At 68.4% G+C, this 20,159-nt stretch carries 19 protein-coding genes and 1 pseudogene; 11 read left to right on the top strand and 9 right to left on the bottom strand.

Going from position 1 to position 20,159, the window contains the following annotated elements:
• Positions 1 to 42: 42 nt before the first annotated feature.
• Positions 43 to 244 (bottom strand): annotated as a pseudogene (locus WS92_RS37300) (hypothetical protein).
• Here WS92_RS37300 and WS92_RS25750 point away from each other — a divergent pair.
• The 4 genes from WS92_RS25750 (at position 243) to WS92_RS25735 (ending at position 3,545) form a co-directional block, all read left to right on the top strand.
• Positions 243 to 806 (top strand): cytochrome b, encoded by a 564-nt coding sequence (locus WS92_RS25750; protein WP_015602248.1) that lies wholly within the window; start codon positions 243 to 245, stop codon positions 804 to 806. The pseudogene WS92_RS37300 and the gene WS92_RS25750 overlap by 2 nt on opposite strands.
• An 11-nt stretch (positions 807 to 817) precedes the next feature.
• Positions 818 to 1,378, top strand: coding sequence for a YceI family protein (locus WS92_RS25745; protein ID WP_015601796.1), 561 nt, complete (start codon positions 818 to 820; stop codon positions 1,376 to 1,378).
• 66 nt (positions 1,379 to 1,444) lie between these two features.
• The gene (locus WS92_RS25740) at positions 1,445 to 2,023 is read left to right on the top strand and encodes a YceI family protein (RefSeq protein WP_006025318.1); all 579 of its coding nucleotides are present in this window, start codon (positions 1,445 to 1,447) and stop codon (positions 2,021 to 2,023) included.
• Positions 2,024 to 2,261: 238 nt separating this feature from the next.
• On the top strand, positions 2,262 to 3,545 hold the full coding sequence (locus WS92_RS25735) for an MFS transporter (RefSeq protein WP_059931010.1): 1,284 nt from the start codon (positions 2,262 to 2,264) through the stop codon (positions 3,543 to 3,545).
• 129 nt (positions 3,546 to 3,674) lie between these two features.
• Here WS92_RS25735 and secF read toward each other — a convergent pair whose 3' ends face one another.
• The 5 genes from secF to queA all read right to left on the bottom strand — a co-directional run bounded on the left by secF (position 3,675) and on the right by queA (position 9,829).
• Positions 3,675 to 4,625 carry a protein translocase subunit SecF gene (gene secF / locus WS92_RS25730; protein ID WP_006025320.1) on the bottom strand — a complete coding sequence of 317 codons (951 nt, stop codon included), beginning with the start codon at positions 4,623 to 4,625 and terminating at the stop codon, positions 3,675 to 3,677.
• Positions 4,626 to 4,640: 15 nt separating this feature from the next.
• On the bottom strand, positions 4,641 to 6,665 hold the full coding sequence (secD, locus tag WS92_RS25725) for a protein translocase subunit SecD (protein WP_059931008.1): 2,025 nt from the start codon (positions 6,663 to 6,665) through the stop codon (positions 4,641 to 4,643).
• Between the two features lie 106 nt (positions 6,666 to 6,771).
• Positions 6,772 to 7,098 (bottom strand): preprotein translocase subunit YajC, encoded by a 327-nt coding sequence (gene yajC, locus WS92_RS25720; RefSeq protein WP_009913541.1) that lies wholly within the window; start codon positions 7,096 to 7,098, stop codon positions 6,772 to 6,774.
• Positions 7,099 to 7,293: 195 nt separating this feature from the next.
• Positions 7,294 to 8,478 (bottom strand): tRNA guanosine(34) transglycosylase Tgt, encoded by a 1,185-nt coding sequence (tgt, locus tag WS92_RS25715; RefSeq protein WP_059931006.1) that lies wholly within the window; start codon positions 8,476 to 8,478, stop codon positions 7,294 to 7,296.
• 277 nt (positions 8,479 to 8,755) lie between these two features.
• Entirely contained in the window at positions 8,756 to 9,829 is a 1,074-nt protein-coding gene (queA, locus tag WS92_RS25710) for a tRNA preQ1(34) S-adenosylmethionine ribosyltransferase-isomerase QueA (RefSeq protein ID WP_006025324.1), read from the bottom strand.
• A gap of 148 nt (positions 9,830 to 9,977) precedes the next feature.
• Here queA and recG point away from each other — a divergent pair, with 148 nt between their 5' ends.
• The 7 genes from recG (at position 9,978) to ubiA (ending at position 17,938) form a co-directional block, all read left to right on the top strand.
• The gene (gene recG, locus WS92_RS25705; protein ID WP_059931004.1) at positions 9,978 to 12,143 is read left to right on the top strand and encodes an ATP-dependent DNA helicase RecG; all 2,166 of its coding nucleotides are present in this window, start codon (positions 9,978 to 9,980) and stop codon (positions 12,141 to 12,143) included.
• Between the two features lie 102 nt (positions 12,144 to 12,245).
• Entirely contained in the window at positions 12,246 to 13,205 is a 960-nt protein-coding gene (locus tag WS92_RS25700; RefSeq protein WP_006025326.1) for a hydrogen peroxide-inducible genes activator, read from the top strand.
• Positions 13,206 to 13,681: 476 nt separating this feature from the next.
• Positions 13,682 to 15,868: a catalase/peroxidase HPI gene (katG, locus tag WS92_RS25695; RefSeq protein ID WP_059931002.1), complete on the top strand. Its 2,187-nt coding sequence runs from the start codon at positions 13,682 to 13,684 to the stop codon at positions 15,866 to 15,868.
• A gap of 111 nt (positions 15,869 to 15,979) precedes the next feature.
• The gene (locus tag WS92_RS25690; RefSeq protein ID WP_061083900.1) at positions 15,980 to 16,144 is read left to right on the top strand and encodes a hypothetical protein; all 165 of its coding nucleotides are present in this window, start codon (positions 15,980 to 15,982) and stop codon (positions 16,142 to 16,144) included.
• 164 nt (positions 16,145 to 16,308) lie between these two features.
• Positions 16,309 to 16,797, top strand: coding sequence for a non-specific DNA-binding protein DpsA (gene dpsA, locus WS92_RS25685; protein ID WP_006025329.1), 489 nt, complete (start codon positions 16,309 to 16,311; stop codon positions 16,795 to 16,797).
• A gap of 7 nt (positions 16,798 to 16,804) precedes the next feature.
• Positions 16,805 to 16,897 (top strand): hypothetical protein, encoded by a 93-nt coding sequence (locus WS92_RS25680; protein WP_009913533.1) that lies wholly within the window; start codon positions 16,805 to 16,807, stop codon positions 16,895 to 16,897.
• A 177-nt stretch (positions 16,898 to 17,074) separates the two neighbouring features.
• A complete protein-coding gene (gene ubiA, locus WS92_RS25675; protein ID WP_015600831.1) occupies positions 17,075 to 17,938 on the top strand; it encodes a 4-hydroxybenzoate octaprenyltransferase in 864 nt (287 codons plus the stop codon).
• A 22-nt stretch (positions 17,939 to 17,960) separates the two neighbouring features.
• On the opposite strand, the gene phnN is transcribed toward ubiA, so the two are convergent.
• From phnN to phnF, 3 genes are read right to left on the bottom strand one after another with little or no spacing between them, the layout of a single operon-like run.
• Positions 17,961 to 18,515, bottom strand: coding sequence for a phosphonate metabolism protein/1,5-bisphosphokinase (PRPP-forming) PhnN (gene phnN / locus WS92_RS25670; protein WP_015600757.1), 555 nt, complete (start codon positions 18,513 to 18,515; stop codon positions 17,961 to 17,963).
• Positions 18,512 to 19,312 carry a DUF1045 domain-containing protein gene (locus tag WS92_RS25665; protein ID WP_059931000.1) on the bottom strand — a complete coding sequence of 267 codons (801 nt, stop codon included), beginning with the start codon at positions 19,310 to 19,312 and terminating at the stop codon, positions 18,512 to 18,514. Before WS92_RS25665 ends, phnN begins: the two co-directional genes overlap by 4 nt.
• Positions 19,302 to 20,078 (bottom strand): phosphonate metabolism transcriptional regulator PhnF, encoded by a 777-nt coding sequence (gene phnF / locus WS92_RS25660; RefSeq protein WP_059930998.1) that lies wholly within the window; start codon positions 20,076 to 20,078, stop codon positions 19,302 to 19,304. Before phnF ends, WS92_RS25665 begins: the two co-directional genes overlap by 11 nt.
• Positions 20,079 to 20,159: the final 81 nt, after the last annotated feature.

Here is a 20,159-nt window from a genome sequence, read left to right as displayed (position 1 = left end):
CGCAGCGACGCGTTCACAGGGCCGGAACCCGCGCCAATCTTATCAAAAGGCGATTTTTGAAGTGTCAAGCCTCGATGGCGGGCAGATGGCGCCGGGCGCTGCGCCACCCGGCCCGCCCGGCTGCGGCGGCCGTTTCGGGATTCTGCCATTCGCCGGCGGTTGCGGTAGCATGGCGGCCGTGACATGTGTCGGGCGGGAAATGCGGTAGCGCCGGCGCGGCTTTTCGCTCAACTGAGGAATTCATGGCATCGTTTTCATCTTCGGCTTCGCCCGCAGCAGCTTACACGCGCACCGCGATCGCGCTCCACTGGCTGATCGCGCTCCTGATCGTGTGCGGCTTCGCGCTCGGCTGGGTGATGACGGGCATTCCGGGCTTCACGCCAGCGAAGCTCAAATACTATTCGTGGCACAAGTGGATCGGCGTGACGGTGTTCGCGATCGCGATCGTGCGCGTGCTCTGGCGCGCAACCCACGTGCCGCCGCCGATGCCGGCCGGCATGCCCGCGTGGCAGCGGGCGGGCGCGCATGCGGTGCACGGGCTGCTCTACGTGCTGACGTTCGTGATTCCGGTGACGGGCTACCTGTACAGCTCGGCCGCGAACATTCCGGTCGTCTATCTCGGGCTCGTGCCGCTGCCGCGCCTGATCGACCCCGATCCCGTGCTGAAGGAAACGCTGAAGACGGCGCACGTGCTGCTCAACTACGGCCTGCTCGCGCTCGTCGCCGCGCACGTCGCGGCGGCCGTCAAGCACCAGTGGTTCGACCGCGACGGCGTGCTGTCGCGGATGCTTCCCTTCCTCAAATAACAAGGACCGTTATGAAAGTCTCGTTCTACCGCTACATGCTCGCCGCGTTCGCCGCCGCTTCGGTCGCCGTGTCGGGCGGCGCGCTCGCGCAGGTCGACGTCGCGAAGAGCAAGGTATCGGCCGTCTCGAAGCAGATGAACGTGCCGACGGAAGGCGTGTTCAAGAAGTTTTCCGCGCAGATCAGGTTCGATCCGGCGAAGGCCGCGCAGGGCAGCGCACAGATGACGATCGACGTTGCGAGCTATGATCTCGGCGACCAGATGTACAACGACCAGGTCGCGGGCAAGGACTGGTTCGACGCGAAGACGTACCCGCAGGCGACGTTCGTGTCGACCGCGATCGCGCCCGCGGGCGGCAGCAAGTACAACGTGTCCGGCAAGCTGACGATCAAGGGCAAGACGGTGCCCGTGACCGTGCCCGTGACGGTCACGCAGAACGGCGCGGCGCAGGTGTTCGACGGCGTGCTGCCGATCAAGCGCTCGACGTTCAACGTCGGCACGGGCGAATGGAAGGACACGTCGGTCGTGGCCGACGAAGTGCAGATCAAGTTTCACATCGTCGCCGCGAAGTAACGCGGGCGGCGGTTCGCACCACCCTCGCGCCGCTTCGGAGCGCGGCGCCGTCATAAGGAGATTGATTTGAACAAGCAACTGATGATCGCGGCGGGCGCGCTCGCCGCCGCCCTGTCGTTCTCGGCGCATGCGGCGCCCGCAACGTACCAGTTCGACCCGAGCCATACGTATCCGAGCTTCGAGGCGGATCACTTCGGCGGCCTGTCGGTGTGGCGCGGCAAGTTCGACCAGTCGAGCGGCACCGTGACGCTCGACCGCGCGGCGAAGACGGGCACCGTCGACGTGACGACGAAGGTCGCGTCGATCGCGACCGGTAGCCAGAAGCTCGACGAGCACCTGCAGACGGCCGACTTCTTCGATGCGGCGAAGTATCCGGAAGCGAGCTACAAGGGCACGATCAAGTTCGAAGGCGACAAGCCGGCCGAGGTCGTCGGCAATCTGACGCTGCACGGCGTCACGAAGCCGCTGACGCTGAAGATCGATTCGTTCAAGTGCATGCCGCATCCGATGCTGAAGAAGGAAGTGTGCGGCGTCGACGCGGTCGGCGAATTCAACCGCGACGATTTCGGCCTCGACTACGGCAAGCAGTACGGCTTCAAGATGAAGACGAAGCTCCTCATCACGGCCGAAGCGGTCAAGCAGTAAGCGCTCGCGAAGCCGCCGCGCGCCGCGCGCGATGCGCGGGGGCCGCGTCGCGCCGACGAACCGCCGCGCTCCGTATCGGGCGCGGCGGTTTTCTTTTTTTGGCGCGTGGGGCGCGTGCCTATAATCGTCCGCATTCGTCATCTCGTTCGTCGTTCGCGTTCATCGTTCGCGTTCGCCGCCCGGGTGCGCGGCGCCGCCGCGACGGACATCGACGACCCGACAACGATCAGGAGACACCATGCACGCAGCCGACGCTGCTTCGCCCGCGACCGATACCGTCTCCCCGCGCGTGTGGCGAGCCGTTGTCGCCGCGTCGGTCGGCAACGCGCTCGAATGGTTCGATCTCGTCGTCTACGGCTTCTTCGCGGTCACGATTTCGCGGCTGTTCTTTCCCGCCGGCAACGACGCCGTGTCGCTGCTGCTGACGCTCGGCACGTTCGGCGTGTCGTTCTTCATGCGTCCGCTCGGCGCGATCGTGCTCGGCGCCTACGCGGACCGCCGCGGCCGCAAGGCCGCGCTCACGCTGTCGATCCTGCTGATGATGGCGGGCACGCTCGTCATCGCGGTGCTGCCGACCTACGGGACGATCGGGATCGCAGCGCCGCTCGTGCTCGTCGGCGCGCGGCTGATGCAGGGCTTCTCCGCGGGCGGCGAGTTCGGCAGCGCGACCGCGTTCCTCGCCGAGCACGTGCCGGGGCGGCGCGGCTTCTTCGCGAGCTGGCAGGTCGCGAGCCAGGGGCTCACGACGCTCCTCGCGGCGCTCTTCGGCACGTCGCTCAATGCGTGGCTCACGCCCGCGCAGATGGCGTCGTGGGGCTGGCGCGTGCCGTTCTGCTTCGGGCTGCTGCTCGGGCCCATCGCGTACTACATCCGCTCGAAGGTCGACGAAACGCCCGAATTCCTCACATCGGGGCCCGCCGCGAACCCGCTGCGCGACACGTTCGCCGCGCACAAGGGGCGGCTCGCCGCCGCGATCGGCGCGGTCGTGCTCGGCACCGTCGCGACCTATCTCGTGCTGTTCATGCCGACCTACGGCGTCAAGGAACTGAAGCTCGCGCCGTCTTCGGCGTTCGCCGCGATCCTCGTCGTCGGCGTGATCCAGATGAGCTTCGCGCCGGTGGTCGGGCACTGGTCCGATCGCCACGGCCGCGTGCGCACGATGCTCGCGCCCGCGCTCGCGATCCTCGTGCTGATCTACCCAGTGTTCGCGTGGCTCGCCGCGCATCCGACATTCGGCGCGCTGATCGCCGTGCAGATCGTGTTCGCATGCCTGATGACCGGCTATTTCGCCGCGCTGCCGGGCCTGCTGTCCGAGATCTTTCCGGTTCAGACGCGCACGACCGGCATGTCGCTCGCGTACAACGTCGCGGTGACGGTCTTCGGCGGATTCGGGCCGTTCATCATCGCGTGGCTGATCCGCGCGACGGGCTCGAAGGCCGCGCCGAGCTTCTATCTGATCTTCGCCGCGCTCGTGAGCATCGCGGCGCTCGTCGCGCTGCGGCGGCGCTTCGGGTTCCGGTGACGCGCGGCGTCGGGCGCCGCGCGCCCGGCGAACACAAACCCGGCAGACGAAAAAAAGCCGGTTCGCGAGGAACCGGCCTTGTCGTGCGGAACGGGGTTTGCGCCGGCGGGCTTCACACCCGCAGGGCGCTTACACCTGCGCGCCCGCGTTCGGATCGTTCGGATCGTGCGCGGACTTCTTCTCCTTGACGAGGTCCTCGCGCTTGATGCCGAGCCACATCGCGAGCGAGCCGGCGACGAACACCGACGAATAGATGCCGAACATGATGCCGACCGTCAGCGCGAGCGCGAAGTAGTGCAGCGTCGGGCCGCCGAAGAAGAACATCGACAGCACCATCATTTCCGTAGACGTGTGCGTGATGATCGTGCGCGACATCGTGCTCGTGATCGCGTGGTTGATCACTTCCTGCACGGTCATCTTGCGTTCGCGGCGGAACGTCTCGCGGATCCGGTCGAAGATGACGACCGATTCGTTGACCGAGTAGCCGAGCACCGCGAGCACCGCGGCCAGCACCGACAGCGAGAACTCCCACTGGAAGAACGCGAAGAAGCCGAGAATGATCACGACGTCGTGCAGGTTCGCGATGATGCCGGCGACCGCGTACTTCCATTCGAAGCGGAACGACAGATAGATGACGATGCCGATCACGACGCACGCGAGCGCGAGCAGGCCGTCGGTCGCGAGCTCGCGGCCGACCTGCGGGCCGACGAACTCGACGCGCTGCAGCGCGACGTCGGCGTTCTGCGCCTTCAGCGCGGCCATCACCTGGTCGCTCTGCTGCGCGGACGTCAAGCCCTGCTTGAGCGGCAGGCGGATCAGCACGTTGCGCGACGTGCCGAAGTTCTGCACCTGCGCGTCGGCGTAGCCGAGCGTGCCGAGCGCCGAACGCACGGGCTCGAGCTGCGCGGCCTGCTGGTACTGCACCTCGATCACCGTGCCGCCCGTGAACTCGACGGACAGATGCAGCCCGCGATGGAACAGGAAGAACACGGCGGCGAGGAAGGTCACGAGCGAGATCACGTTGAAGACCAACGCGTGCCGCATGAACGGAATGTCTTTACGGATGCGGAAAAATTCCATGTGCGTCTCCGGCGCTTAGTTGGACGAGCCCTGCTTGGGCGGCACGCCCGGGCCCGAGCGGCGGCGCGCGACCGGCTTGCCGGTGCGCGGCGCGCCAGCCGGCTGCTTCGGCGCGGCGACGCGCGCGCCCTGCGGCGCGTTCGCGCGCGCGTCCTGGCCGAGTTGCGGCGCGGCGCCGGCTTCGGCGGCGGCGGGGCGCCACACCTGGCCGATCGCGAGCGACTGCAGCTTCTTGCGCCCGCCGTACCAGAGGTTCACGAGGCCGCGCGAGAAGAACACCGCGGAGAACATCGACGTCAGGATGCCGAGACAGTGCACGATCGCGAACGCGCGCACCGGGCCCGAGCCGAACGCGAGCAGCGCGAGGCCCGCGATCAGCGTCGTCACGTTCGAATCGAGAATCGTCGCCCACGCATGCGCATAGCCTTCCTGGATCGCGATCTGCGGCGATGCGCCGCGGCGCAGCTCCTCGCGGATGCGCTCGTTGATCAGCACGTTCGAGTCGATCGCCATGCCGAGCGCGAGCGCGATGGCCGCGATGCCGGGCAGCGTGAGCGTCGCCTGCATCAGCGACAGCACCGCGATGAGCAGCAGCAGGTTCACCGACAGGCCGAGCACCGACACGACGCCGAACAGCATGTAGTACGCGATCATGAACACGGTGATCGCGACGAAGCCCCAGATCACCGAATGGAAGCCCATCCGGATGTTGTCCGCGCCGAGGCTCGGGCCGATCGTGCGTTCCTCGATGATGTCCATCGGCGCGGCGAGCGAGCCCGCGCGCAGCAGCAGCGCGAGATCGGCGGCCGCCTGCGGGGTCGGCTGGCCCGTGATCTGGAAGCGGTCGCCGAGCTCAGACTGGATCGTCGCGACGGTCAGCACCTCGCCCCGGCCCTTCTCGAACAGCACCATCGCCATCGGCTTGCCGATGTTCTCGCGCGACACCGCGCGCACCGCGCGGCCGCCCGCCGAATCGAGGCGGATGTTCACCGACGGGCGCTGATGCTCGTCGAAGCCCGCGGACGCGTCGATGATGCGGTCGCCCGTGAAGATCACCTGCTTCTTGAGCAGCACCGGCGCCTGGTTGCCCTGCGTGAACAGCTCCTCGCCCGGCGGCACCGGATCGTTCGGATTCGGGTGCGTGTTCAGCGGATCGGCGAGACGCGCCTCGAGCGTCGCCGTGCGGCCGATGATGTCCTTCGCCTTCGCGGTGTCCTGCACGCCCGGCAGCTCGACGACGATCCGGTCGTTGCCCTGCTGCTGGAGGATCGGCTCGGACACGCCGAGCTCGTTGACGCGGTTGTGCAGCGTCGTCAGGTTCTGCTTGAGCGCCGCATCCTCGACGGCCTTCTGGACGGCCGGCGTGAACGTGCCGACCACCTGGTAGCCGCCGCCGCCCGGCTGCGTCGCCCACTGGAGTTCGGAGACGGACGAGGCGAGCAGCGTGCGCGCCTGCTCGGCGGTGTCCTGGTCGGCGAAGTTCGCGACGACCGTCTGATCGACGCGGGCGACGCCGCCGTCGCGGATGCCCTTGTCGCGCAGTTGCGTGCGGGCGTCGGACGCGTCGGAATCGAGCTTCTTCGTGAGCGCGCCCGTCATGTCGACTTGCAGCAGGAAGTGGACGCCGCCGCGCAAGTCGAGGCCGAGATACATCGGCAGCGCGCGCAGCGCGGTCAGCCAGCGCGGCGACGCGCTCTGCAGGTTCAGCGCGACGACGTACTGCGGATCGTTCGGATCGGCGTTCAGCGTCTTCTGCAGCATGTCCTTCACGCGCAGTTGCGTGTCGGTGTCCTTCAGGCGCACGCGGATCGTCGCGTTGGCGCTGGAGTTGTCGAACGTGACGTCGTCGGCCGCGACCTGGTTGGCCTTGAGCGCTGCTTCGACCTGCGCGAGCGTGTCGGCGCCGAGCTTGACCGTAGCCTTGCCGCTCGATACCTGCACCGCCGGCGCTTCGCCGAAGAAGTTGGGCAATGTGTAGAGAAAGCCGATGGCGAGCGCCACGACCATCACCACATATTTCCAGATTGGATAACGATTCATGAGGGGGCCGAACGGGATGGTTGGCTGGGATGGCGGCGCGTCCGGCGCCGCTCTCGGCCGCGCGCTTCGCGGCGCGGGCGTCGGGCGGCCGGACGCGGGGCGGGGCTTACAGCGATTTGATCGTGCCCTTCGGCAGGATGGTCGTGACGGCCGCCTTCTGCACGGTGATCTCGGTGCCTTCGGCGATCTCGACGCCGATGTACGCTTCCGAGACCTTCGTCACCTTGCCGACGAGCCCGCCGCTCGTCACCACTTCGTCGCCCTTCGCCATCGCGGCGAGCATGTTGCGATGCTCCTTCTGCCGCTTCATCTGCGGACGGATCATGATGAAGTAGAGCACCGCGAACATCAGGATGAGCGGCAGGAAGCTCATCAGGCTCGATTCGGCACCGCCCGCTGCGCCTTGCGCATAGGCATTGGAAATGAACGACACGTTGGTCTCTCCGTTAGGGAAGATCGAAAAATAAGCCGGTTATTCTACCACCGGCCCTATCCGCGACAGCGGCGCAAATGCGCTTTGGTTTCAAGCTGTTAACCTCGATCCCGCAGCGTTCGCGCGCGTGGCGAAAGATGATTGTAAGGTTTGCGGGGCGACCGCGCGATGCGCCCCGCCGGTCGCTGCGCTCCGTCAGTCGACGCCGCGCGCGCGGTCCTCGGCGAAACGTTTCCGGAATGCTTCGAACGTGTGCGTCTCGATCGCCTCGCGAATCTCGCGCATCAGCTCGAGGTAGTAGTGCAGGTTGTGGATCGTGTTCAACTGCGCGCCGAGGATCTCGCCGACGCGGTGCAGATGGTGCAGGTAGCCGCGCGAGAAATTCCGGCACGTATAGCAGCCGCAGGTCTCGTCGAGCGGCTTCAGCACGTTCTTGTGCGCCGCGTTGCGGATCTTCACGTCGCCGAAGCGCGTGAAGAGCCAGCCGTTGCGCGCGTTGCGGGTCGGCATCACGCAGTCGAACATGTCGACGCCCGCCGCGACGCCCGCGACGAGATCCTTCGGCGTGCCGACGCCCATCAGGTAGTGCGGCTTGTCGGCGGGCAGGCGCGGCGCGACGTGTTCGAGCACGCGCATCATGTCCTCCTTCGGCTCGCCGACCGACAGCCCGCCGATCGCGAGGCCATGAAAGCCGAGCCCGGCGAGGCCGGCGAGCGATTCGTCGCGCAGGTCCTCGTACATGCCGCCCTGCACGATGCCGAAGAGGGCGTTCGGGTTGCCGAGGCGATCGAACTCGGCGAGCGAGCGCTTCGCCCAGCGCAGCGACATCCGCATCGATTCGGCCGCTTCCTGGTGCGTCGTCGGCACGCCGTTCGTCGCGTACGGCGTGCATTCGTCGAACTGCATCACGATGTCGGAGTTCAGCGTCTTCTGGATCTGCATCGACACTTCCGGCGACAGGAACAGCCGGTCGCCGTTGATCGGCGACGCGAACGTGACGCCTTCCTCGGTGATCTTGCGCAGATCGCCGAGCGAGAACACCTGGAAGCCGCCCGAATCGGTGAGGATCGGCTTGTTCCAGCCCATGAAGCGGTGCAGCCCGCCGTGCGCGCCGATCGTCTCGAGGCCGGGGCGCAGCCACAGGTGGAACGTGTTGCCGAGGATGATCTGCGCGCGCATCTCGTCGAGTTCGCGCGGCTGCACGGCCTTCACGGTGCCGTACGTGCCGACCGGCATGAAGATGGGCGTCTCGACGACGCCGTGATTGAGCGTCACGCGGCCGCGGCGCGCGCGGCCGTCGGTCGTCAGCAGCTCGAATTTCAGGCCGTTGTGCGGGCGAATGCCCGCGGGCGTATCGTGCGATGGACCTTCGGTCGTCATCTGGTTGGACTCCTCGCCACCGGAAAAGCTTTGCATGGGACCGGAGTATGCGCTGAAGCGCTGACTCCGGATCGACAAGTCCGGCGCATGTTGAAGGCGCGGCGAGCCGGGGGCTTGCCGCGATGGAAAAAAGGGTGAAGCGCGGCGGTTCGGCTCGCGGTCGGCGTTACGTTGCCGCTGAGCCGCTGAGCCGCTGAGCCGCTGAGCCGCTGAGCCGCTGAGCCGCTGAGCCGCTGAACTGCCAAATCGCCAAAGCCGAACAGCCGAACAGCCGCGCTTACGCGCCGCCGCGCGTTTCCTCGGTCGCGTCGCGCCGCGTGAGCAGCATCGCGTCGCCGTAGCTGAAGAACCGGTAGCGCGCGTCGATCGCATGCCGGTACGCGGCGCGGATCGTCTCGACGCCGGCGAACGCGGACACGAGCATCAGCAGCGTCGATTTCGGCAAGTGGAAATTCGTCACGAGCCGGTCGACGACGCGAAATCGGTAGCCCGGCGTGATGAAGATGCTGGTGTCCGCACGCGTCGCGGCGAGCGGCCGGCCGGCGGCGTCCGCGTCGCGCGCGGCCGCCTCGAGCGCGCGCATCGACGTCGTGCCGACCGCGATCACGCGGCCGCCGCGCGCGCGAGTCGCGGCGATCTTCTCGACGAGCGCGCCGGTCAGCTCGTACGACTCACTGTGCATCCGGTGCTCGGCGATGTTCTCGACGCGCACCGGCTGGAACGTGCCCGCGCCGACGTGCAGCGTGAGCGTCGCGCGCTCGACGCCGCGCGCATCAAGCGCGGCGAGCACCGCGTCGTCGAAGTGCAGGCCGGCCGTCGGCGCGGCGACGGCGCCCGGATTCGCGGCGAACACCGTCTGATATCGGGTCTCGTCGGTCGCGTCGGGCGTGTGCTCGATGTACGGCGGCAGCGGCAGCCGGCCGTGGCGCTCGATCAGCGCGAGGCAGTCGTCGGGGAAGTGCAGCGTGAAGAACGGCTCGGCGCGCTCGCCGACCGTCACGTCGAATGCGTCGGCGAGCGTGAGCGTCGTGCCGGGCGCGGGGCTCTTGCTCGCGCGGATCTGCGCGAGCGCGGTGCGCGGGCCGGTGACGCGCTCGATCAGCACCTCGATCTTGCCGCCGCTCGCCTTGTGGCCGAAGAAGCGCGCCTTCAGCACCTTGGTGTCGTTGAAGACGAGCAGGTCGCCCGGCGCGACGCACGCGGGCAGCTCGGCGAAGCGCCGGTCGACGAGGCGCGGGGGCGCGCTCGTGTTGTCCACCTCGAGCAGGCGGCTCGCGCTGCGTTCGGGCAGCGCGGTTTGCGCGATCAGCTCGGGCGGCAGATCGAAATCGAAATCGGAAAGCGTGAGCATGCGAAACGGGGTCGGGGTGGCCGGCCTGACGGACAAAGCGCGTCGCGGCGCGCACGAGCCGCTATGATGGCGGGGTTGCGCGGCTTGGCCGGCGTCGCTCGTTCGTGCGACGTGAAAGCCGCTATTGTACTTGCAAGCCTTCTGACCGATGCCAGAGCCCGTTCGCCGTTCCGTAGCCGATCCCGCCGAAGCCGACGCATTCGCCGACGCCGCCGCGTCGGGCGCCGCCAGCGCCAAGGCAGCGCCGAAGTCCGTGAAGACCGCCGACAAGCTCGCGAAGCTCGGCTTGACGCGCGACATCGACCTCGTCCTGCATCTGCCGATGCGCTATGAGGACGAGACGACGCTCACGCCGATGCGCGAGCTGTTGCCGGGCGAGATCGCGCAGACGGAAGGCGTCGTGTTCGACAACGAGATCGCGTACCGGCCGCGCCGCCAGTTGCTCGTGAAGCTGCGCGACGACGACGGCGCCGAGCTCGTGCTGCGCTTCCTGAACTTCTACGGCTCGCAGGTCAGGCAGATGGCGGTCGGCCAGCGGCTGCGCGTGCGCGGCGACGTGCGCGGCGGCTTCTTCGGGCTCGAGATCGTGCATCCGACGGTGAAGGTCGTCGACGAGGACGCGCCGCTGCCGCAGGCGCTGACGCCCGTCTATCCGAGCACGGCGGGCGTGTCGCAGGCGTATCTGCGCAAGGCGATCGACAACGCGCTCGCGCGCACGCCGCTGCCTGAGCTGCTGCCGCCCGAGGTCGCGCGCGCGTACCTGCAGCCGCTCGACGTGCCGCCCCTCGCCGACGCGGTGCGCCTCCTCCATCACCCGGGCGCCGGCGCGGACGAGGCGGCGCTCATCGACGGCACGCATCCCGCGTGGACGCGCATCAAGTTCGACGAGCTGCTCGCGCAGCAACTGTCGCTCAAGCGCGCGCACGAGGAGCGCCGCACGCGCGCCGCGCCCGCGATGCCGCGCCGCGCGCGCGGCGACGGCGCGGCGCTGTCCGCGCGCCTGTACGCGGCGCTGCCGTTCACGCTGACGGCCGCGCAGGAGCGGGTCGTCGCGGAGATCGCGCACGATCTCACGCAGCCGCACCCGATGCAGCGCCTGTTGCAGGGCGACGTCGGCAGCGGCAAGACGGTCGTCGCGGCGCTCGCCGCCGCGCAGGCGATCGACGCGGGCTACCAGGCCGCGCTGATGGCGCCGACCGAAATCCTCGCCGAGCAGCATGCGCGCAAGCTGCGCGGCTGGCTGGAGCCGCTCGGCGTGTCGGTCGCGTGGCTCGCCGGCAGCCTGAAGACGAAGGACAAGCGCGCGGCGCTCGAGGCGGCCGCGCTCGGCACCGCGCAGCTCGTGATCGGCACGCACGCGATGATTCAGGACACCGTCGAATTCGCGCGGCTCGGGCTCGTGATCGTCGACGAGCAGCATCGCTTCGGCGTCGAGCAGCGGCTCGCGCTGCGCGCGAAGGCGGCGAACGCGGCCGACGGCGCGGCGGGCTTCCAGCCGCACCAACTGATGATGTCGGCCACGCCGATCCCGCGCACGCTCGCGATGACGTACTACGCGGACCTCGACGTGTCGACGATCGACGAGCTGCCGCCCGGCCGCACGCCGATCCTCACGCGGCTCGTGTCGGACGCGCGGCGCGACGAGGTGATCGGCCGCGTGCGCGAGGCGGCGCTCGCGGGCCGTCAGGTGTACTGGGTGTGCCCGCTCATCGAGGAAAGCGAGACGCTGCAACTGCAAACGGCCGTCGAGACCTACGAGACGCTCGCCGCCGCGCTGCCGGAGCTGAAGGTGGGGCTCGTGCACGGCCGGCTCGCGCCCGCGGAGAAAGCGGCCGTGATGGACGCGTTCTCGCGCAACGACGTGCAGTTGCTCGTCGCGACGACGGTGATCGAAGTCGGCGTCGACGTGCCGAACGCGTCGCTGATGGTGATCGAGCACGCGGAGCGCTTCGGCCTCGCGCAACTGCACCAGTTGCGCGGGCGGGTCGGTCGCGGCACCGCCGCGTCGGTGTGCGTGCTGATGTACAGCGGGCCGCTGTCGATCGCGGGCCGCGCGCGGCTGAAGACGATGCGCGAGACGACCGACGGCTTCGAGATCGCGCGCCGCGATCTGGAGATCCGCGGCCCCGGCGAATTCCTCGGCGCGCGCCAGTCGGGCGCGGCGATGCTGCGCTTCGCGGATCTGGAAAACGACGGCTGGCTGATCGAGCCCGCGCGCGACGCGGCCGCGCGCCTCATCGCCCGCCATCCGGACATCGTCGCGCAGCATCTCGCCCGCTGGCTCGGCGCGCGCGAGCAATACCTGAAGGCTTGAGCGCGCGGCGCGGCGCCGGATCTTGTCGGCAAAGGTTGGCGAATCGGCCCAAACCAGTGTATAAATTTAATCTATCGTCATTAAATGATTGATTAACTTGCAATGACGCTTACTGAACTGAAGTACATCGTCGCGGTCGCGCGCGAACGCCATTTCGGCCGGGCGGCCGAAGCCTGCTTCGTCAGCCAGCCGACGCTGTCGGTCGCGATCAAGAAGCTGGAAGACGAACTGAACGTGCAGATCTTCGAGCGCGGCGCGAGCGAAGTGAGCGTGACGCCGATCGGCGACCAGATTGTCACGCAGGCGCAGCGCGTGCTCGAGCAGACGTTCGCGATCAAGGAGATCGCGAAGCAGGGCAAGGACCCGCTCATCGGGCCGTTTCGGCTCGGCGTGATCTACACGATCGGGCCCTACCTGCTGCCGACGCTCGTCAAGCAGATGATCCGCCGTGTGCCGCAGATGCCGTTGATGCTGCAGGAGAACTACACGCTGAAGCTGCTCGAGCTGCTCAAGCAAGGCGAGATCGACGCGGCGATCATGGCGCTGCCGTTCCCCGAGACCGGCCTGATGGTGCGGCCGCTGTACGACGAGCCGTTCGTCGTCGCGCTGCCCGCCGGGCATCCGTGGGAGAAGCGCCGCAAGATCGACGCGACCGACCTGAAGCAGGAGACGATGCTGCTGCTCGGCAACGGCCACTGCTTCCGCGACCACGTGCTCGGCGTGTGCCCGGAACTGATGCATTTTTCGCAGACGGCGGACGGCATCCAGAAGACGTTCGAAGGCTCGTCGCTCGAGACGATCCGCCATATGGTCGCGAGCGGCGTCGGGATCACGGTGCTGCCGCGGATGTCGGTCGCCGAAGTGGGGCCGCATGCGAACGGGCCGGACGCGGACCTGCTGTCGTACGTGCCGTTCGAGGACCCGGTGCCGGATCGGCGCGTCGTGCTCGTGTGGCGCAAGAGTTTCACGCGGATGCCGGCGATCGATGCGATCAGCGAGGCGATCGCCGCGTGCGACCTGCCCGGCGTGGTGAAGCTCGACATCCCGGCGACGGTGAATTGAGCATCGCGCGTGCGGCCGATGGTCGCCGCGCGCGAACGGGGCCTGGCAGCCCCGTTTATTTTTGCCTATCGAATAAATAAAATTTATCAAATTACAAATATCAATAGCAATATGTAAAATGCTTCGCATGGATCGGCGCAGCGCCGCCGGACGGTAACTGCAGGTGTCAAGGGAGGATGTCATGATGCAACGGGCATTGCCGCGCGCGCGGCGGAACATTGCGCCGCGCACGACGGTCATTGATCGTGCCAGGGCTGCCATCCGGAGCCTGCGTCCGATTGCGTTCGCCTATCTCGCGGACCGCGCATATGGCGGCTGAGCGCCGCCGCGTGCCGGCCCGCTTTTTCGCGCCGCGCGCCGCGTCGCACGCAGGAGGGATCAACCTGTTTCTTTCCCCGCAAAGTCGCTCCGCGAACGAGGCCCGGCTTCGATGCCGGGCCGCGTAGGCGGGCGTACCCGAACAAAGGAGAAATCGCATGTCGAATGAAGCGAAGTGCCCGTTCCATCACGCCGCAGGCAACGGCACGTCGAACCGGGACTGGTGGCCCGATCAGTTGGACCTGAGCATCCTGCATCAGCACTCGTCGCTGTCCGATCCGATGGACAAGGATTTCAACTACGCGCAAGCGTTCGAGAAGCTCGATCTTGCGGCGGTGAAGCGGGATCTCCACGCGCTGATGACCACGTCGCAGGACTGGTGGCCGGCCGATTTCGGCCACTACGGCGGCCTGTTCATCCGCATGGCATGGCACAGCGCGGGCACGTACCGCACGGCCGACGGCCGCGGCGGCGCGGGCGAGGGCCAGCAGCGCTTCGCGCCGCTCAACAGTTGGCCCGACAACGCGAACCTCGACAAGGCGCGCCGGCTGCTGTGGCCGATCAAGCAGAAGTACGGCCGCAGCATCTCGTGGGCCGACCTGCTGATCCTCACCGGCAACGTCGCGCTCGAATCGATGGGCTTCAAGACCTTCGGCTTTGCGGGCGGCCGCGCGGACACGTGGGAGCCCGAGGACGTCTACTGGGGCTCGGAAAAGATCTGGCTGGAGCTGAGCGGCGGCCCGAACAGCCGCTATTCGGGCGACCGTCACCTTGAGAACCCGCTCGCCGCCGTGCAGATGGGCCTCATCTACGTGAATCCGGAAGGCCCGGACGGCAAGCCCGATCCGGTCGCCGCGGCGCGCGACATTCGCGACACCTTCGCGCGGATGGCGATGAACGACGAAGAGACGGTCGCGCTGATCGCGGGCGGCCACACGTTCGGCAAGACCCACGGCGCGGGTCCCGCGTCGAACGTCGGCCCCGAGCCGGAGGCCGCGGGCATCGAAGCGCAGGGCCTCGGCTGGAAGAGCGCGTACGGTACGGGCAAGGGCGCGGACGCGATCACGAGCGGCCTCGAAGTCACGTGGACGACCACGCCGACGCAGTGGAGCCACAACTTCTTCGAGAACCTGTTCGGCTACGAATGGGAGCTGACGAAGAGCCCGGCGGGCGCGCACCAGTGGGTCGCGAAGGACGCCGACGCGGTGATTCCGGATGCGTTCGATCCGTCGAAGAAGCATCGGCCGACGATGCTGACGACCGACCTTTCGCTGCGCTTCGATCCGGCATACGAAAAGATCTCGCGCCGCTTCCACGAGCACCCCGACCAGTTCGCCGATGCGTTCGCGCGCGCCTGGTTCAAGCTCACGCACCGCGACATGGGCCCGCGTGCGCGCTATCTCGGCCCGGAAGTGCCGGCCGAGGAACTGTTGTGGCAGGACCCGATTCCGGCCGTCGACCATCCGCTGATCGACGCCGCCGATGTCGCCGGGCTGAAGGCGAAGGTGCTCGCGTCGGGGCTGTCCGTGTCGCAGCTCGTGTCAACCGCATGGGCCGCGGCGTCCACCTTCCGCGGCTCGGACAAGCGCGGCGGCGCGAACGGCGCGCGCATCCGCCTCGCGCCGCAGAAGGACTGGGAAGCGAACCAGCCCGAGCGGCTCGCGAAGGTGCTCGAGACGCTCGAGGGCATCCAGAAGGCGTTCAACGCCGCGCAGTCCGGCGGCAAGCGGGTGTCGCTCGCCGACCTGATCGTGCTGGCCGGCTGCGCGGGCGTCGAGCAGGCCGCGAAGAACGCGGGCCACGCGGTGACGGTGCCGTTCGCGCCGGGCCGCGCGGACGCATCGCAGGAGCAGACCGACGTCGAATCGGTGGCCGTGCTCGAGCCGGTCGCGGACGGCTTCCGCAACTACCTGAAGGGCAAGTACCGGGTGCCTGCCGAAGTGCTGCTCGTCGACAAGGCGCAACTGCTGACGCTGAGCGCGCCGGAGATGACGGTGCTGCTGGGCGGCCTGCGCGTGCTGGGCGCGAACGTCGGGCAGAGCCGGCACGGCGTGTTCACCGCGCGCGAGCAGGCATTGACCAATGACTTCTTCGTGAACCTGCTCGACATGAGCACCGAGTGGAAGCCGACGGCGGCCGACGCGGACGTGTTCGAAGGGCGCGACCGCGCGACGGGCGAGCTCAAGTGGACGGGCACGCGCGTCGATCTCGTGTTCGGCTCGCACGCACAGTTGCGCGCGCTCGCCGAGGTCTACGGCAGCGCGGACGCGCAGGAGAAGTTCGTGCGCGACTTCGTCGCGGTCTGGAACAAGGTGATGAACCTCGACCGCTTCGACCTCGCGTGATTGCGGCGTCGCGCCGTTGATGCGGCAACGGAGCGGGAAACGGCCGGTCATCCGGCTGGCCGTTTCCCGTTTCGCTCCGGGCCGCCGACCTCGTTTCAAGGAGTGACGATCATGACGCAAATGATTCTCGACATGCGCGTGGCGCTCTCGGCGCCCGCCAGGCGCGCGGGCACCGCCACGCTGCGGCGGCTGGTCGGTTTCGCGATCGCGGGCGGCGGCGCGGCCGTGCTGGCCGCCCAGGCCGCGCGGCACGTCGCGGCCGCCGCGGGTGGTTGAGCGCGCATCCGTTTCGCGCAATTTGCACGATCGCGATCTACGCTAAACTGGTGCGGCGCTGAACGTGCGGGCCGCAAGCGCGCGCGCCGCGCATGTCGCATCGGGCACGCGGTTTTTTCGATGCATTTTCGCCGGTTCGAACCATCGGACAAGGAGTCTCGAGGATGGCCAAGAAAAGCAACGCAACCCAGATCAACATCGGCATCAGCGACAAGGATCGCAAGAAGATCGCGGCAGGGCTGTCCCGTCTGCTCGCCGATACGTACACGCTGTACCTGAAGACGCACAATTTCCACTGGAACGTGACGGGCCCGATGTTCAACACGCTGCACCTGATGTTCGAGGAGCAGTACAACGAACTGTGGCTCGCCGTCGATCTCGTCGCGGAGCGCATCCGCACGCTCGGCGTCGTCGCGCCGGGCACGTATCGCGAATTCGCGAAGCTGTCGTCGATCCCCGAGGCGGACGGCGTGCCTGCCGCCGAGGACATGATCCGCCAGCTCGTCGAAGGGCACGAGGCCGTCGTGCGCACCGCGCGCGCGATCTTCCCGGACGCCGACGCGGCGAGCGACGAGCCGACCGCCGATCTGCTGACGCAGCGTCTGCAGACGCACGAGAAGACCGCGTGGATGCTGCGCTCGCTGCTGGCGTGAGCGATGGATGACGAGCGGCGGGGGGCCGCGCACGCAGGGCGGGCGCGTGTTGCGGCCCGAGGATGCGGTCGTCGACAAGCTCGGCGCGGACGGCGAGTGAGCGCGCGCGCCGGCGGGCTCCTCGTTTCGGGCGAAGCCGTCGGGCGGGGCGAAAGCCCGAACGCAAGCGGAAACGACAAAAAAGGGCAATAGCGCTGCCGCCGCGCTTTTGCCGCAAATCCCGAGCGGTTCTACAATGCCCGGGTTACGTTTCCGGGCTCGCCGCCCGTTCTCGCCGATGCTCGCCCGTTTTCCTCTCTATTTGCGGCTGATCCGGATGGACAAGCCGATCGGCAGCCTGCTGCTGCTCTGGCCGACGCTCAACGCGCTGTGGATTGCGTCCGACGGTCATCCGTCGCCGTCGCTCGTCGTCATCTTCGCGCTCGGCACGTTGCTGATGCGCTCGGCCGGCTGCGCGATCAACGATTACGCCGATCGCGATTTCGACCGCCACGTGAAGCGCACCGCCGAGCGGCCGCTCACGTCGGGGAAGATTCGCGCATGGGAGGCGGTCGCGATCGCGGTCGGGCTCGCGCTCGTGTCGTTCCTGCTGATCCTGCCGCTCAATGCGCTGACGAAGGAGCTGTCCGTCGTCGCGGTGTTCGTCGCGGCGACTTATCCGTTCATGAAGCGCTTCTTCGCGATTCCGCAGGCGTATCTCGGCATCGCGTTCGGCTTCGGGATTCCGATGGCGTTCGCGGCCGTGCAGGACACGGTGCCGGTGATCGCGTGGACGATGCTGGCGGCCAATGTGTGCTGGTCGGTCGCGTATGACACCGCGTATGCGATGGTCGATCGCGACGACGACCTGAAGATCGGCATGCGCACGTCGGCGATCACGTTCGGCCGCCACGACGTGCTCGCGATCATGCTCTGCTACGCGGCGATGCTCGGCATCTACGCGTGGCTCGGCGCGACGCTGCATTTCGGCTGGCCGTACTGGGCGGGCTGGGCGGCGGCGGCCGGCTGCTCGATCTACCATTACACGCTGATCAGGGATCGCGAGCGGATGGCGTGCTTCGCCGCGTTCAGGCACAACAACTGGTTGGGCGGCGCGCTGTTCGCGGGGATCGCCGCGCATTACGCGCTGGCCGCGTTGTAAGCGGCGCGTCGCCCGCCTCGCGTCAGCTTCGCGCGAGCCCTTCGAGCAGCGCGACCAGCACGCGCCCCGCATCGTCGAGCGTGCCGGAATTGTCGATTGCCGTGAGCGCGACGCCGTCCGGCACGACCCAGCGCACGCTGCGCGCGAGACGCGCGCCGATCTCGTCGGCGGTTTCGCGGCCGCGCGCGGCGAGGCGCTCGGCGAGCACGTGCGGCGCGGCGTCGACGTGCACGACGCGCATTCGCGGATAGCGGACGAGCGCGGCCGGCAGATGCGCGCGCGAGCCGTTGACGACGACGACGCTGCCCGCCGCGAGCCACGCGTCGATCTCGACGCCGACGCCGTAGCGAAACCCGTGGCTCGTCCATTCGAGCGCGAAGAAGCCGAGCTGCGAGCGCGCGGCGAATTCGTCGCGCGCGAGCTCGACGTGGTTCTCGTGGCCGTCGCTCTTGCGCGTGATGTAGCGATGCGCGAACGCGACGCGCTGCTCGCACACGTGCTTGCGCGCATACGCGAGCAGCGAGTCCTTGCCTGCGCCCGACGGGCCCATCACATAGACGAGTCGCTCGGCGCTCATCGCCGCCCCTCGCCGGAATAGACCGGATCGACGGAATCGACCGAAGCGGCGCATTCGGCGCATTCGGTGCTTTCGGCGCCGCGTTCGCCGAACGGCAGCCGCTTCCACAGCATGAACGGCGCACCCGGCTCGGCTTCGACGAAAATCGCCGCATGATCGACGGGCAGCGGCCCGAGCGGAGCGGCCGCCGCTTTCCACCAGTCGATCAGCGTGGCGCGTTCGGCCGGATCGTCGAGCGAATCGGACAGCGTCATGTGGAACCGGTATTCGTCGAGCACGTACGGATAGCCCCATTCGGCGAGCAGCGCGCGCTGGCGCTCGGTCAGCGGCGCGGCGGCGCGCTTCGCGCGCTCGGCTTCGCCCGGCGGCCGGCGCAGCGGCGCGAGCGCGTGGAGCGCGCGGGCGGCGAGCGCGCGCAGCGCGTCGTCGCCGTGCGCGTGCGCCGGCCGCAGCGCGACGAACGCGCCGAGCGCCGCGACGTCGACGTCGATCGCGAGCGGCGCGCTCGTGCGCGCCCAATCCGCGGCGGCCGCGACGAGATCGCCCGCCGCGACGCCCGGCCGCAGCGCGAACGGCGCGACGAGCGTCGCGTGCCAGCCGTAGCGGCGCGGCGCGACCGTCAGCGCGTCCACCGGCCGGCGCAGCGCGCCCGGCTGCGGCGGCGCGAGCGTCGCGCCGTCTTCCGGATCGCGGCCGAGCCACGCGCAGCCGGCGCGCCACCAGGCGGATGCGCGCGGCGGCGCGTAATAGAGGGCGAAGCGCGCGGTGCCGGACCGTGCGGCGAGATCAGCGCGCATGGCCGGGCACGTTGTCGTTTTCGATCAGCAACTGCACGCGGTCGGCCGCGAAGTAGGTCGTGCCGTATTTGATCGGCGTGCCGTCGACATCGACGTCGACGTTCTCGACCCACAGCACCGGCTGCTGCTTGTTGATGCCGAGCCGGCGCGCGATCGTGGCCTCCGGCAGCACGCTGCCGATGCGGCTCCATTTGCGCAGGTAGTCGGCCACGCCGTATTCGGCGAGCGCGTCGGTGACGCGGTCGGTGCGCTCGAGCGCGGCGGGCAAATCGGCGAAGCGCGCGGCCGGATATGCGCTGCGCGCGTAGGTGAGCGGCACGCCGTCCGCCTCGTGGATCGATTCGATCCGGTACACGTAAGCGCCCGCGCGCAGGCCGAGCGCCTTCGCGGTGGCCGGGTCGGCCTTCACGCGCGCGGCGGACAGCATCTTGCCGACGGCTGCGTGATTGTGGCGATTCAGGTTTTCGGTGAAGCGCGTGCGGCGGCCGATCGTATAGTCGATCGCGCCCGACTGCACGAACGTGCCGCGGCCTTGCTCGACGCTCACGAGGCCCGATGCGGCGAGCCCGAGCATCGCGCGGCGCACCGTGTGGCGATTGACGTCGAAGCGTTTCGCGAGCTCGCCTTCGCTCGGCAGCCGGCCGTCTTCGCCGAAGCCGTTCGCGGCGATCTCGGCGGCGAGGATCTGCTCGATCTGCCGCCACACCGAGACGCCGCTGCCGCGCTCGAGCGGCGAGTCCTGCAAGAGGTGGTCGACAGATGTCATGGCGTTGTCATTGCGTTGCGTTTCAATGGGCATGCAGCGCATTGTAGTGCGCGGCCAGTGGCGGTTTTGTGAAAATTTCCG

The sequence above is a fragment of the Burkholderia sp. MSMB1588 genome (assembly GCF_001546925.1).
In the GTDB taxonomy this organism is placed as follows: domain Bacteria; phylum Pseudomonadota; class Gammaproteobacteria; order Burkholderiales; family Burkholderiaceae; genus Burkholderia; species Burkholderia humptydooensis.
The sequence above is the reverse complement of the archived record's forward strand: the minus strand, read 5'-3'. Positions and strand labels throughout refer to the sequence as shown.